11 protein-coding genes and 3 pseudogenes are annotated in these 13,242 nt (G+C 71.8%); 5 read left to right on the forward strand and 9 right to left on the reverse strand.

Translation table 11 applies throughout. The annotated features are described in order from the left end of the window. From OG617_RS01445 to OG617_RS01465, 5 genes are all read right to left on the reverse strand, one after another. The gene (locus OG617_RS01445) at positions 1–414 is read right to left on the reverse strand and encodes a DUF6069 family protein (RefSeq protein WP_405098003.1); all 414 of its coding nucleotides are present in this window, start codon (positions 412–414) and stop codon (positions 1–3) included. A 76-nt stretch (positions 415–490) separates the two neighbouring features. Further along, complete coding sequence (locus tag OG617_RS01450) at positions 491–952, reverse strand: MarR family winged helix-turn-helix transcriptional regulator (RefSeq protein ID WP_405098005.1); 462 nt, start codon at positions 950–952, stop codon at positions 491–493. Positions 953–1,346: 394 nt separating this feature from the next. Then, positions 1,347–2,549 (reverse strand): type VII secretion-associated serine protease mycosin, encoded by a 1,203-nt coding sequence (gene mycP, locus OG617_RS01455; protein ID WP_405098007.1) that lies wholly within the window; start codon positions 2,547–2,549, stop codon positions 1,347–1,349. Then, entirely contained in the window at positions 2,549–5,020 is a 2,472-nt protein-coding gene (locus OG617_RS01460; RefSeq protein WP_405098009.1) for a hypothetical protein, read from the reverse strand. Before OG617_RS01460 ends, mycP begins: the two co-directional genes overlap by 1 nt. A gap of 104 nt (positions 5,021–5,124) precedes the next feature. Further along, positions 5,125–6,258 (reverse strand): hypothetical protein, encoded by a 1,134-nt coding sequence (locus OG617_RS01465; protein ID WP_405098011.1) that lies wholly within the window; start codon positions 6,256–6,258, stop codon positions 5,125–5,127. Positions 6,259–6,265: 7 nt separating this feature from the next. Here OG617_RS01465 and OG617_RS01470 point away from each other — a divergent pair, with 7 nt between their 5' ends. Further along, the gene (locus OG617_RS01470; RefSeq protein ID WP_405098013.1) at positions 6,266–6,523 is read left to right on the forward strand and encodes a hypothetical protein; all 258 of its coding nucleotides are present in this window, start codon (positions 6,266–6,268) and stop codon (positions 6,521–6,523) included. An 803-nt stretch (positions 6,524–7,326) separates the two neighbouring features. Beyond that, positions 7,327–7,489: pseudogene (locus OG617_RS01475) on the forward strand (polysaccharide deacetylase family protein); the annotation flags it as partial. Positions 7,490–7,602: 113 nt separating this feature from the next. Here the strand turns inward: OG617_RS01475 and mgtA are convergent. Further along, positions 7,603–10,215: a magnesium-translocating P-type ATPase gene (mgtA, locus tag OG617_RS01480; protein WP_405098015.1), complete on the reverse strand. Its 2,613-nt coding sequence runs from the start codon at positions 10,213–10,215 to the stop codon at positions 7,603–7,605. 81 nt (positions 10,216–10,296) lie between these two features. Continuing rightward, positions 10,297–10,914: a DedA family protein gene (locus tag OG617_RS01485; RefSeq protein WP_405098017.1), complete on the reverse strand. Its 618-nt coding sequence runs from the start codon at positions 10,912–10,914 to the stop codon at positions 10,297–10,299. Between the two features lie 662 nt (positions 10,915–11,576). Here OG617_RS01485 and OG617_RS01490 point away from each other — a divergent pair. After that, positions 11,577–11,834 carry a hypothetical protein gene (locus OG617_RS01490; RefSeq protein WP_405098019.1) on the forward strand — a complete coding sequence of 86 codons (258 nt, stop codon included), beginning with the start codon at positions 11,577–11,579 and terminating at the stop codon, positions 11,832–11,834. Between the two features lie 73 nt (positions 11,835–11,907). Here OG617_RS01490 and OG617_RS01495 read toward each other — a convergent pair whose 3' ends face one another. Beyond that, positions 11,908–12,267, reverse strand: a complete 360-nt coding sequence (locus OG617_RS01495; protein WP_405098021.1) for an ISAs1 family transposase — start codon at positions 12,265–12,267, stop codon at positions 11,908–11,910. A gap of 58 nt (positions 12,268–12,325) precedes the next feature. Next, a pseudogene (locus OG617_RS01500) lies at positions 12,326–12,565 on the reverse strand (transposase family protein); the annotation flags it as partial. Positions 12,566–12,670: 105 nt separating this feature from the next. On the opposite strand from OG617_RS01500, the pseudogene OG617_RS01505 reads away from it, so the two are divergent. Together OG617_RS01505 and OG617_RS01510 are read left to right on the forward strand one after the other, a co-directional pair. Next, positions 12,671–12,781, forward strand: a pseudogene (locus tag OG617_RS01505) (ATP-binding cassette domain-containing protein); the annotation flags it as partial. 78 nt (positions 12,782–12,859) lie between these two features. Continuing rightward, complete coding sequence (locus OG617_RS01510; RefSeq protein WP_405104062.1) at positions 12,860–13,228, forward strand: cellulose binding domain-containing protein; 369 nt, start codon at positions 12,860–12,862, stop codon at positions 13,226–13,228. The last annotated feature ends 14 nt before the right edge of the window (positions 13,229–13,242 follow it).

A 13,242-nucleotide genomic window follows, 5' to 3' on the forward strand; every position in this document is an offset into this window, starting at 1 on the left:
TCAGCTGCGGCGGGCCGGCAGTAGCGCGATGAGCACGGCGGCGACCGCCAGGTGGGTCGCGCCCAGGGCGACCTTGGCGCCGACGGTCGCCTCGGCGGCGAAGACCGGGACGAGGGAGAGCAGGGCCAGCACCACCGCGAGGGCGGTCCATATGATGCCCGCCCGGCGGCCCGCGATGCGCTCCAGGACGACGAGCCCGACCCAGCCGACCAGGGCCGAGACGAGGGAGAAGAGCACCACGGGGGCGAGCCCGACCACGAAGGCGGGTTGGCCGGGGTTCTCGACGGTGTAGTCGACCCCGGCGAGGGCGCCGACGATCCAGACCAGTACGGGGGCCAGGACGGCGGCAGCGACGCCCAGCGCGCGCCGGCGGACGGACGGGGTGTGGGGAACGGACGCGGCGGTCATGCTCATTGGCTGCTCCTCGGTCGCAGGACTGAACACATGCGACCGTAGCAGATAGTCTATATCTGAACTATCTTTTTCGGATCTAGATGTCGGTGTTCCCGCACGAACCGCCGCGCAGCCGGCCACCGACCAGGCTCACGATCGCACGCAGGAAGATCGCGCGATCCGGCTCCGGCAGCGTGGCCAGCACATCCTCCTGGATCCGGGCGGCGATCCGCTGCGCCTGGCCAAGAACCTTCTCGCCCTCCGCGGTGACCTCCACTAGCCGGGCCCGCCGGTCGCTGGGCGACGGGCGCCGCCGCGCCAGCCCGGCGGTCTCCAACTGGTCCAGGGTGACCACCATCGTCGTCTTGTCGATTCCGCACAGCTCGCCGAGCTGTCGCTGGGTGAGCCCGCCCGCGCGGGCCCGGAGCAGGACGCAGTGCGCGCGCGGTGAGATGCCGAGTCGGGCCAGGCCGGACGCGTGCTCGGCGGTGAGCGCCTGACCTGCCCAGGACAGCATGAACATCAGGTCGGGAGTACCGCCGGGCGTACACGAGGTCATGCGCTGAGGCTAACAACACCGTCCGAGGACAGACGGTCTGCGGTGCGGACGATCGGAGCCGGACACCGAACGCACATAACGGTAATACCGCCTGGGTCCTGGGTGATGTGCAGGCCCGCCGCCATCAACCGCAGCTCAAGTCGGGCTTCCTGCTCTGCCGCGACGCGCCGGACCCTAACGCGAACGTCCGGGTCCCGGATGTCTTCCAGCACTACGGGCTGGTCGTCGGTCCACACCGCATCGTCACGCTTGCGCTTTCCGCAGGCTACTACCGCCCCGTGGTCGCTTTCGTGATGGCACTTGTGGGGAGGGGGTTGGCGGGGTGCCTGCTTTCGTGCTGCGCGACGTGACGCGCGCCCGGCGGCACCCCGTGGTGTCCGCCGGGCGGTCTCGCTCAGGAGCGGCGTACCCGATCGACTGCGGCGGCCCTCGGGGGGCGCCAGCGGCGCCGGTTGCCGGCCGGCAGGAGGGCGGCGAGCAGGGCGACGGCGGCGGTGACCACCACCGCGACGCCGGCGGCGAGCGCCGCCAGCCACGGCCCGGTCGGATCGGGCGGGGGAAGGTCCGGGCGGCGGGCCGGCGGGGGCGGAACCGCCGCGCCGGCGTCTCCCTCCTCGGGCAGCACCGCGGAGACCGCGGCGGCCGGGTTGACCACCCCCCAGCCGAAGCCGGGGTCCGGCATGGCGGCGGCCGGATGGTCTGCGGTGGCGCGCAGCCGCGCCCGCACCTGCGCCGCGCTCAGGTTCGGCCGATACGCCCGGACCAGCGCCGCCGTGCCGGCCACGAACGGTACGGCGTAGCTGGTGCCGCTCCCCTGCCAGTGTCCCGGACCGCGGGGCCCGACGCTGGTCACGTCCACGCCCGGCGCGACCAACCCGAGGTGCTTGCCGGTCTGGGAGAAGCCGGCGAGCGCGCCGCTGGAGTCGATGGCGCCGACAGCGACCACCGTGGGCAGGGCAGCCGGGTACGCGACGAACTTGCCCTGGCCCGCGCCGTTGGCGGCGGCCGCGACCACCACGACGTCCCGCTCCTCGGCATACTCGATGGCGCTGACCAGGCTCGGTGCCGGCACCGGCGTGCTGGCCGAGATGTTGATGACCTTGGCATCCGCGTCCACGGCGGCGCGCACGCCCTCCGCGAGCCCGGAGGCGGTGCCGTCGTCCATACCGTTGGTCACCCGGATCGGCAGGATCCGCGCGTCGGGGGCGACCCCCGCGAACCCGGTCCCCGCCGCCGGTGCCGCGCCGACGATGCCGGCGACGAAGGTGCCGTGGCCGAAGCAGTCGTTGTCGGCGCGGGGCCGGCCGGCGGCGGTCAGGTCGGCGCCACGCAGCACCCGGCCGCGCAACTGCGGCACGCCCGCGTCGACCCCGGTGTCCACGAGCGCCACGACCACGCCCGCACCACGGGACAGCGGCCAGGCCCGCTCGACGCCGAGCCGCTGCTGGCCCCACGGAACGCCGGTCTCGGTGCTCGTCGGCGCCCGGAGACAGCCACCGGCCTTCGCGTCGGGGACCGTCGGTACCGCCGTCACGGCGACCAGCACGACCGCCGCGACGGCCGCCCGATGAGTGGGTTGCCCCCAGCCCGCGTCCATCACGGGTACGCCACCGCGGCGCCGGCGATGCCCAACGCCGGACCGGCGAGCCGCTCCACGAGGTCGACGTCCTCGACCGCGTGCGGGTCCTGGCCCTGCCGCTGCGCGAGGGCCCGCGTGAGACGGCCGAGCGCGACCCGGTCCGCCTCGTCCAGCCCGTTCGAGCCGGCACGCTCGCCCGGCAGCACCTCCCGCAGCAGGACCGCGGTCGGGGGAAGCGTGGCGCCGTCCCCGCTGCCCGGCTCGGACCTGCGCACCTCCAGCACCTTGAACCGGGTGCCGCCGAGGAAGGTGGCCTCGTCGAGCAGCCGGTCGGGCGGCGCGAGCACCGATGTCTGGAGGGCGCTCCGGGACCAGATCAGCAGGTCCAGGTCAGCGCCGGGCACCGCGACGTCCAGCCGGGCACTGGCGCTGCGGAAGGCCGGCTCGGTCAGCACGGCACCGACCGGGTAACTCCGCTCGACCGGCCCGACCAGCCTGGCCTGGCAGAGCACCGCGCGGCGGTGCCGCGGCAGCCGACGCATCCCGGAGACCAGACAGGGCAGATACCCGTCGAGGTCCGGGGCCCGGCCCGCGCGGAGAGCGGCGTTCAGCCGCACGGCACCCCAGCCGCCGCGACCGAGATACACGCAGACCGCGGCGTAGTCCGCTCTCGCGCCCGGCGAGTCGTCCCGCAGAGCGGGCCAGGTCGACAGGGCTGCGTTCACCGCCCCCAAAGTCTCGGTGTAGGCGGGGCCGAGGGCCGCGACGAACTCCCGCTGCTCGGCCGCCGTGCTCGCCCGGTCCTCCATCCGCACGGGCACCACGGACACCGGTGCCGCCGGTGCCTGCGGCACGACCGGCGCACGCGGCACGACCGGAGCCTGCGGCACGACCGGGGAGGGCGCGGGGCGGGGAGGGTGGGGCACCGCCCCGGGCTCGGCTTGCGGCCAGCCGCCAGCCGGCTCCGCCCGGTTGGCGACCCGCGCGAAGGCCGCCGGTGACGGCCCCGTCGACGGCTCCGGCGCGGGTGGCGCGGCGGCGTCGGCTCGTGAGTCGGGCACCGGCACCGGCTCGTCCGCCGACGGTCCGAAGACCGTCACCACGGGAGCCACAGGAAACATGGCAACACTCCCGTACCCAGCGGCCGCCGGTTCCCGCCTGACCGACCGGGGTTCGAGGCCGGCCGGCGTCTCCGGCCCGGCCGCCCTCGGCGGCGCGGTGACCGGCAGCCAGATGGCCGGCGGTGCAGTGGCCGGCGGCGCGGCGACCGGCGGCCAGGTGGCCGGCGGCAGCGGCTCCGGCGCGGACCGCGGCGGACCGGCGGCCGACCTCCGGGAATCTGTGACGAGAGGCGTCACGTCCGTGGTGGGAGGCGTCAGGCCGGATTCCCGGCCGGGCCGAGACACCGGGACCCGTATCGTGCCCGCGCGAGTGGGCGGTACGACGTTGGGTGCTGTCATGGGTGCGGAGGCGGGTGCCTCAGGCCCGGCCGGTACCGCAGGCGGGGGTGGGAACGAGGGGGCGTGCGACGGCGCGGGGATACGGCGGGACGCCGGAGTCCGGGGCAGCGCTTGAGCCGCCCCGTCCTCCACCTTCCAACCCGCCTCTTCGGCCAGCCCGGCGATGATCCTCCGCTGCGCCGCTGTGGCGTCGCCGGCCACTCTCAGCAGCAGCGTGCCGGACGGTTCGGCGGCGGTCTCCGCGACGAGCCGCCGCATCGCGGCCACCAGCGCCTCCGGCACCGGAAGGCCCTCGGTGCCGACGGTCACCGTCGACGACAGCGGGTCGAGGGCGACCAGGGCGTCCGACGTGTACAGCCCACGCGGGCGCAGCAGGATGCCGGTGGGCACCACCTCCGCGACGACCGCCCCTTCCTCCCCGAGCCACCAGAGCCGGGTGTCCCGCCGCTGCCAGCCGGTCACGAACGCGGACGGCATCCGATCGTCGGGGCGGCCGTCCGGCCACGACAGCGGCTGCGGCTGGCGCTCCGCCGTCGGGGTGCGGTATCCGACGAGGCCCCCGGGGCCGTCCGGGTGGAACAGCCGCCACCCCGACGCGCCGATCGCCGGACCCGCGTACAGGCCGCCCCCATCAAGGAAGGTGAACGGACCGTCCGCCGCGATGATGTCCACCCCGCACGCGCGGGAGAGCGAGGTCAGCCGGGCGGTGGCCTGCTCCGCACCGTCTAGCCCGGGATGCCCCAGCCAGACCCGGTCGGCCCGGGGACGCGCGGCAAGCGCCGCCTCGCGTACCGCCGACACGAGGACGCTCCCGGTCCTGGCGTGAGCGGCGGCCCCGGGCGACACCAACACCAGCGGCTTCCCCGCCGCCCCCGCCGCCGCCGTACTCAACGTGCGCCAGTACACGTACGGCGGATCGGCGGAATGCGTGAGGAGCGCCCCGGCGCCGTAATGCTCGACGATCAGATCGTCAGCGAGGCCGGGCACCGGTATCAGCCGCCGGACACGGCCCAGCGACAACCTGCCCATGACAAAGAGCATGCCTTGGTACGCCGTGCGACGGCAGCGCCCGATCGCGGCCGGGAGGAGATCGGGGGATTCCCCTCACGCACGCCTTGAACAGCCGGGATACGTCAGGTGGTCTGATGGCCCTCAGTGTCGGCGGGACGCAGGCGTGCACAAGCCTGCTCGGCGGCTCGGTGAAGGCGTTCGGTGGCATCGCGGGACAGACCACGTTCGACCGCGGTCCAGGAAACCCACGCGCGGACGACATCCGGAAGGATCCCGCTCACGTCCGGATCGCCGATCGCGTCCGGGGCCAGGTCCGGTAGGCCGACGGCGGCCTCGACCTGACGCGGGCCGACATGCAGTGGATGGCAGACGGCCCGGTCGGTGAACTGCGCGACGAGCAGATCGACTGCCCGCCTCGTCACGTCGCCAGCGGGCAGCTTGGAGACGGCACCGGACGCGAGGAACGCCCGCTTCATGAGCTCGACCTCCACGCTGTCGGGCAGCGACTCCGGCGGCGCGGCGGCGGCGCTCAGTGCCCGGGCGCGCGCCAGGGTCAGCGCCCGCATCTTCCGGTACGCCACCGGCACCAGCTTCGGCTGGTACTCCCGATCCTCGAGCACCTCGTCCGAGGTGGCGATTGCGTCCTCGAACAGCCGCCGGGCATACGCCGGGTCGAGCGGCTCGGTGACCAGACCATCGACGCCGTCGGCGTGGCGCAAAACGTCCCGCAACACGTCCACATCCGTGCCGAGCGTCAGTTCCCGAAACAGGCCACCGCCGATCGCCAGGTCGATCATTGCCAGGATGCCGTGTTCATCGGCCCCGTCGTAGGAGAACACACACAACACGAACGCGGTCTCGTCGAACGGGTCGTGCGCCCACCAGCAGCCCTCCACCCGCACCCGGCCGATCGAGGACGCCCAGTACGGATCCGGAACGCCCTGCCGGACGAGCCGCTCGGCGTGCAACCCGGCCAGCTCACGCTGCGTGTCGACCGGACTCATCGCCTGGAACGCCCGCAGCGCCGCCACCGCCGTCGGCGTCGCCCGCCGACCCAACTCGTGGATGACCAGGGCATCCTCCCGCGCCGCGACGGCCAGCGACGGCCCGAACCCCTCCGCGCCCTGATGAGCGACCAACTGGGTCATCCCCTGCTCGATGCGCCACGGCGAACCACCCGCCATGATCGAGAAGTTCCACTCCACGAAGTCCGCGCCGGCAACGGCCCGATCGACGCCCTGATCGCTGTCGCCCATCCCCGGATTGTCTCAGCCGATCCGTCACCAGACGACCGCACTCGCCGCGCTTGGGCCACATCCGCTGGAGCAGACCCTCGCCGGCCCGGCCCAGCAGGCCGAGAATCCATCACGGTCCCGAAACGTCCACGACAGTTCCCCGACGTCCGAGCGCCCACGGAGCAACCACCAAGCGTACGGGGAGTACCTGCGCCAGCAGACCAACCACGGCCGGGCGCTGATCGAGGACAGCAACGACATCGCCCTGCGCGACTCCCAGTGGTGAGGCGCGGGATACGGGTTCCGCCCCGCCGTCACCCTGCTCGACCACCGGATGCCCGCCGCCGACGGGTTGTCCGTCGTCTCCGCGCTCGCCGCACGGACATCCGTGCTCGTCGCCGCCCGGAGCGCCAACGGCTGACCGCCATCACCGCCGGCGTCGGTTGAGATCTTCGTGCACGTCACGTGAACGCGGCCGCGCCGGCGGTCGTAGTACCAGCCATGACCGGTGAGCATCCACCCAAGGCGGCGACCGATCACGCGCCGAGAACTACGGCTACTCACGCTACGTAGCTACAAGCGCCCCCACCGCCGGTGGGGGCGCTTCGCCTTCCGCGTCAGCCCGAGGGCGGCGCGATTTCGGTGGAGACCACATAGACGAAATGATTCGGGGTCCAGGGCATCTCCGCCGTGAGTCCCACCCCGGCTCACGCCGACCCTCCGCACGGTCCTGACGGCCGTCGGCTATGCCGGTCTGGTGACCGGCCTGGTGATCAACAGTGAGGTGCGCATGTCCGCGCCCGAGCCGTTGGGCCTGCCGCCCGGTGCGCTGGCGGCCTATCTGGTCGGCGCGGGAATCCTTCGGCTGCTCAGATCACCACCCCCGGGCCATCCGCCGCTCCACGTCGTGACGCCGACGCGCGTCTCGCCCCTACCGGCAACCGCCGTGTCGCCTGGTCCAGGACGGAACTGGTACCCACCGACAGCTGTTCCTCCGGCGCGATGCGAGGGGCTGACATGCGGCCGCTGATGACGGGCACCGCTGCGGCTACCGTGTTGGGGCCAGTAGTGCAGGCGTTGCCGGTAGTGATGCTCGACCGTGACCCCGGGCTTGGCCGGGAACTGGTCGCGCCGGGCACGAGGTCGCGGTGCACGGATGGGATCACCGGACCTGCTGTGGCGGTCGCCCGCCGTCGCCTACACCGACATCGCCCGGGCCCGACGGAGTCTGGCAGGGACGAGTCCTGGGTGGACTGCCCGCAGGCAGCATGCTCCCCCGGTGCCCTCGGCGACCGGGTTGACGTCAACGTACGGCGCCTCCACGATTGCGCTGGGGCCTGCTGTGCACAGCCCGCGGCCCCAGGCCTACCTCACCCCAGTCCCGAACCCTCCCGGCCGCGTACCCGCGCCCACGTGTGGCGGATCGTGACCGCTTCTGCGTTCGGTGGTCAATGGGTCGGGAGGACTGATCCGCTTGGCGAGCTCATTGGCGGCGACGTTGACGATCGTGAGCGCGGCGAGCGTGGCTACGACGGCGCCAGGCAGCGGCGCCAGCCCGAGCGGTTTGGCCAGCGGGCTGAACGGCAGCGCGACGGTGATCGTGATGAGCAGCAGGCCCGTGCCGGCCAGCGCCATTGAGGGGCGGCTGCGCAGGAAGGTCCGATTAGTCCGCAGCACCATCAACGCGATGATCTCGGTGACGGTGAACTGGATGAACCAGGCGGCGCGGAAGACGTCGGTGGGCACGTGCCACCACCAGTGCAGCGCGGCGAGCGCGGCGAGGTCCGCGGCGATGCTGATCGAGCCGTACACCAGCATGAACGTGCGGATGGTCCGGACGTTGATGGTGCGGGGATGGTGCAGCTGCTCCGGGTCGGCGTGGTCGGTGGACAGGGTCGTGTAGGGGATGTCGGAGAGGAAGTTGAGCAGCAGGACCTGACGGGGCAGCAGCGGCAGGAACGGCAGGAGCAGCGTGGCGACACTCATGCTGACGACGTTGCCGAAGGAGGCGCTCGTGTTGACCCGGATGTACTTGAGCGTGTTGGTGAACGTACGTCGGCCGAGCTGGATCCCGTCGGCGAGCACGTCGAGGTCCTTGTCCAGCAGGACGATCGCGGCGGCCTGCTTCGCGACGTCGACGGCGGTGTCGACGGAGATTCCGACGTCGGCGGCGTGCAGCGCGGGGGCGTCGTTGATGCCGTCGCCGAGGAATCCGACAACCTCGCCGCGGGTACGCAGCGCGGTCAGGATGCGTTCCTTCTGCACCGGGTCCACCTCTGCGAACACGGTGGCGGTGGCGATGCGGTCCGGCAGCTGCTGGTCCGGGCATGCGGCGAGGTCGGCGCCGATCAGCGGCTCACCGGCGAGTCCGACCGCGGCGGCGACGTGTCGTGCGGCATGCCGGTTGTCGCCGGTGACCAGGCGGACCGTGACGCCCGTGTTGGCCAGTCGGCGGATCGCGGCGGCGGCGTCGCTGCGGGGCGGGTCGTGGAAGGCGAGCAGCCCGACGAGGGTCATCTCCCGTTCGTCGGCGGTGGAGGCCACGACGGCGTCCGGCATGGTCCGGACGGCGAGGCCGAGTACCCGATGCCCCTCGTCGCTGAGGGCGGTGAACCGCTGCAGCACGCGGTCGCGTACCTCGTCCAGCGGCACCGTGCGATCACCGGTTCGTGCGGTGCCGCAGACGTCCAGCACGGTGCGCAGGGCACCCTTGGTGATCAGGACCGGTCTACCGCCGTCGCGGGCCAGCAGGGACAGGCGTTGGCGGGTGAAGTCGTACGGGGCCTCGGCGATCCGGGTGGCCGGGTCGGCGGGCTGCGCGCCGGCCATGATCGCCGCGTCCATGGGGTTGGGGAACCCGTGCTGGAGCCCGGCGTTGATCCGGGCGAGGCGGGCCACCTCGTCATCCGGCTCGCCGTCGACCGACAGGCATGCGGTAAGGGTCACGGTTCCCGTGGTGAGGGTGCCGGTTTTGTCGGTCAGCAGCACGGTCATGGCCCCGAAGTCCTCGATGACGTCCAGCCGTTTGACGATGACCCGGTGCGCGGCCATCGCCCGGGCTCCGGCGGAGAGGCTGACCGCGACGATCGCCGGCAGCATCTGCGGAGTCAACCCGACGGCGAGGGCCAGGGAGAACAGCAGGGAGTCGATGATCGGCCGGTGCATCAGGAGGTTGGCGGCGAAGATACCGACCAGCAGCACGGCCATGATCCGGACCAGCAGCAGCCCGAAGCGGGTCAGCCCGCGCTGGAATCCGGTGCTGGCGGGGCGGGTGGCGACCCGGCTGGTGACCTCGCCGAAGGTGCTGTTGCGGCCGGTGCGCATCACCACCGCCCGTCCGGTGCCGCTGACCACGTGGGTGCCCATCCACAGGGCGTTGACGCGTGCGGTCAGCTCCGCGTCAGCCGGCGACGCGTCGGTGGACTTCGTGGCCGGGAACGACTCCCCGGTCAACACCGCCTGGTCGACCTGCAGCCGGTGGGCATCCACGACCCGGCAGTCCGCGGGCACCACGTCCCCGACGCGCAGCACCACCAGGTCCCCGACGACGGTCTCGTCCACGGGTATGGAGACCTCACGCCCATCACGGATCACGTCGGCGTCCACCCGCACCCGGGCCTGCAACGCGTCGACCGCCCGGCCGGCGGCGTGCTCCTGCCAGAAGCCGAGACCACCGCTCGCGGCGACGATGGCCAGAATGATCGCGCCGTCGATCAGGTCCCCGACGGCCATGGACAGCACGGTCGCGGCGATCAGGATCAGGATGATCGGGCTGGTGAACTGGGACAGCAGCAGCCGCCATCCCCGCTTGCCGCTCACCTCAACCCGGTTGGGCCCGTGCTCACGCAGCAGGTCGGCGGCCCGCTGCCCGGACAGCCCTTCCGGGGGCGCCCCGGCGACGGCCAGCGCGTCCGGCAGCGGCCCGGCCCAGAACGCCGCCGCGCGGTCCCGCGGACCGCTTCCTGCTCGCTCCGTCACCCCGCACTCCGCCGTTGTCCGCCACCCCGCGAGTGACGCTACCGATCCGCCCGACGGCGCGCGGACGATTGGCCGCACCGTTCAGCGGTCGGCCCGACCCCGCCGCACCCGACGCCGCCACACGTGCAGCGCCACGCCGCCGGCGATCACGGCCAGCAGCGCCCACTCACCGATGCCCAGTTCCCGCTCCAGGTAGTGATAGGAGGCCGTGCCGAGGTAGCCGAGCAGCGCCACGGCCGTCGCCCACACCAGCCCGCCAGCCAGGTTCGCCCACAGGAACGACGGCCAGGGCATCCCGCCTGCACCGGCGACCAGGGGCACCAGGACCCGCAGGACCGCCACCCAACGGCCCACCACCACCGCCCACGCCCCGCGTCGGGCGACCAGGCGGCGGGCCCGCTCGACGTCGGCGTGCCGGCGCAGCAGGCCGGGGGCGTGGGCCAACGCCCTCGGCCCGTACCGTCGGCCCAGCGCGTAGCCGACCTGGTCACCCAGGCACGCTCCGACCGTCCCGGCGACGACCACCGCCCACAGCGGCAGTTCGCCGGTGTGCGCCACCAACCCTCCGATCAGAATCGCCGTCTCGCCCGGTACAACCAGCCCGAGCAGGGTCGAGGACTCCAAGGCCGGCAACACAAGCACCAGGGCCAGGACGAGGACCGGCGGTAACCCGGCGAGCACCGCCACCACCCTGTCCACCCGCTGATTGTCGCCCCTAACGGGTTGATTTCAGCCAAGAACCCCGCAGGCCCGCTGGTCGCCGTCAGCGCCTTGACGCGGCACAGTCCCGCACCGCTCAGCACCAACGAGCCCTCCAACGTCGCCCACATCCTCTTTCGGCACCCCCGTAGGGGTCTGTGGGGGTCTATGGAGCTAAAGGCTCTGGCTCACTTTCGGTGGTAGCAGAGAGTGGCGGCCCATTCGCCCGGACGGCAGCACTGTCCAAATCTGCATTATCGGGGCAAAAGGCGTAGCGGATCCATGGTTGCCAGCCTTCACACGAAACCGGCCAGCCCTGAAGCACCGACGTCAGCGGCTCGCCCGCACGCCTGCGGCGCCGCTACAGAATGTAACCACCGAAAGCGAGCCAGAGCCCTTAGCGAGACAGACCCGTCTGTGGATCTAAAGGCTCTGTCTCATACCTTCGACCCACCCCGAGCCCTACCAGTCACACCACGATCAACTCCACAACGGACGAACCTGACCTTTCAAGCTCTGTAGGGCCGCGCGACAGGCTGGCAGTGACGGGTGACATCCGCCGATATTGGCGGGTCCGGGCTGTCCGGATGGTGGATCATCAATCGGTGACCGTGGATTTATGATGGTCGCGCAGGTTCGTCACCACTCCGGAAGGACTCGCCATGCCCCAGCCGCTCCGCCGCCGGCTCACCCGCCTCGCGGTCGTCGCCGCCGCGGCAGCCGTCAGCTTCACCGTCCAGCCGGCCCCGGCAGCCGCCGTGCAATTCGATTGGAACGGCTATTTCGTGACCTACGACGAGTGCGAGCTCCACCGCATCGACGCCAGCTACTGGGGTGAGGTGAGCAGCAACTGCGAATACCGCACCCTGCCCAACAGCGAATACAACGGCTGGTACTTCCGGGCTTGGCTGCCGGGTTAGGACCGCCGGGCGACCGGATCAGGTGGCGGCAGCGCGCGCCGGGTTCACGCGTCCCGCCCTGCCGCCACCGAGGTCACCAGTGCGCGCCGCGTTCGGCGAGGTAGGTGACGCGCTGGCAGTGCAGGGCGTCGGCGGTGATCACCGTGTCACGCAGGTCGCTGATCTGGTCGAGCAGCGGTGCGAACCGGGTGATCTCGTTGGTCTTGCCGTCGACGTCGATGCTGCCCAGGGCCACGCCTGTGCTCTGGTTGCAGGCGGTCATCACGTGCCGGGCGGCGGTGTCGGCGGTGCGGGAGCCGCGCAGGGTCTTGCCGTCGACGGCGATGGCCCGGCCGGCCGTCGAGGTTGCGGCGGTGGCCCGGCCGGCGAGCCAGACGCCGATCGCCGCGGTCAGTAGCTGCGGGTCCATGGTCTGCGACAGCCGACGGATCATCTTCAGATGGACGCCGATCGGGAGTCATGCCCAGGGCGAGAGCCGTTTCTGCCGGCACGTCGGCGACCCATTCGGCGATCGCGGCGTATGAGCGGTAGCCGGCGACCACGGCACACACAGCTACGGTGACCACGACCGTCAGCCGGTGCCGGACACCTCGCCGGGCCCGTGGATCAGGCAGACCGGCGAGCGCTTCGGGCAGCCCACCGGCGGTTTCGACAACGGTCAGAGCCGGTGCGCAGGACAAGGACGAGATCAGCGGGCAGTGCGGGCATGACTCACTTCGGGCGATCAGCATGGCGTAGAGAACCTTGATGATCTTCTGAGCCGGTCATGCCCGTCTTGCTGCCACCAACAGCGGCGCTTCCACTCCAAGCCTCACAAGTCAGACACCGTCACGACTTTGCCGGGGCCCTGCTGCGCCAGCGCTCCGGTCCGTCGGACTGACCGACCAGGCAAGGTAACCGCCATCGTCGGCGCGACCGGCAGCGGCAAGAGCACCCTGCTGCGGATGGTCGCGCGTCTATGTATATTTTTGCCCATGACTCCTCGGGCACGCTTCGCAGTCCTAGCTGTACTGGGAGCGTTTGCTGTGGCGCTTGGCGGCGCACCAGCGAACGCGGCATCGGCCACCGTTTCGGCGGACGAGCCAACAAAGTTGTGCCAGATCGACACCTCGACGGGCGTATGGCCGACCGGCTACCTGGCGACGGTCACCATCAAGAACACTGACTCCGTGCCGATTACGTGGCGGGCCACGCTGACCCCGTCCGGCGGCGCCAGCTCCATCAAGACCCCCTGGAACGCCACGTTCACCTGGGACGTTGGGGGCAACAAGTACCTCATCGACCCGCCACTGGTCGGCACCACTATCACGCCCGGGGAGAGTTGGCAGTTCGGTTATATCGGGACGGATAGCGGCGCGAGCCTGCCCACGGTCACCTGTCTGCGGATCCGCTGACCCTCTGCGAAGTA

Origin of the sequence: Micromonospora sp. NBC_01412, from assembly GCF_045040215.1 — a bacterium.
GTDB classification, from domain to species: Bacteria; Actinomycetota; Actinomycetes; order Mycobacteriales; family Micromonosporaceae; genus Micromonospora; species Micromonospora rubida.

Coding starts and splice junctions, on each gene's coding strand:
- OG617_RS01445 (WP_405098003.1), bottom strand. CDS start 414: ATGAGCATGACCGCCGCGTCCGTTCCCCACACCCCGTCCGTCCGCCGG.
- OG617_RS01490 (WP_405098019.1), top strand. CDS start 11,577: ATGCCCCAGCCGCTCCGCCGCCGGCTCACCCGCCTCGCGGTCGTCGCC.
- OG617_RS01495 (WP_405098021.1), bottom strand. CDS start 12,267: ATGATCCGTCGGCTGTCGCAGACCATGGACCCGCAGCTACTGACCGCG.
- OG617_RS01465 (WP_405098011.1), bottom strand. CDS start 6,258: ATGGGCGACAGCGATCAGGGCGTCGATCGGGCCGTTGCCGGCGCGGAC.
- OG617_RS01460 (WP_405098009.1), bottom strand. CDS start 5,020: ATGGGCAGGTTGTCGCTGGGCCGTGTCCGGCGGCTGATACCGGTGCCC.
- OG617_RS01450 (WP_405098005.1), bottom strand. CDS start 952: ATGACCTCGTGTACGCCCGGCGGTACTCCCGACCTGATGTTCATGCTG.
- mycP (WP_405098007.1), bottom strand. CDS start 2,549: ATGGACGCGGGCTGGGGGCAACCCACTCATCGGGCGGCCGTCGCGGCG.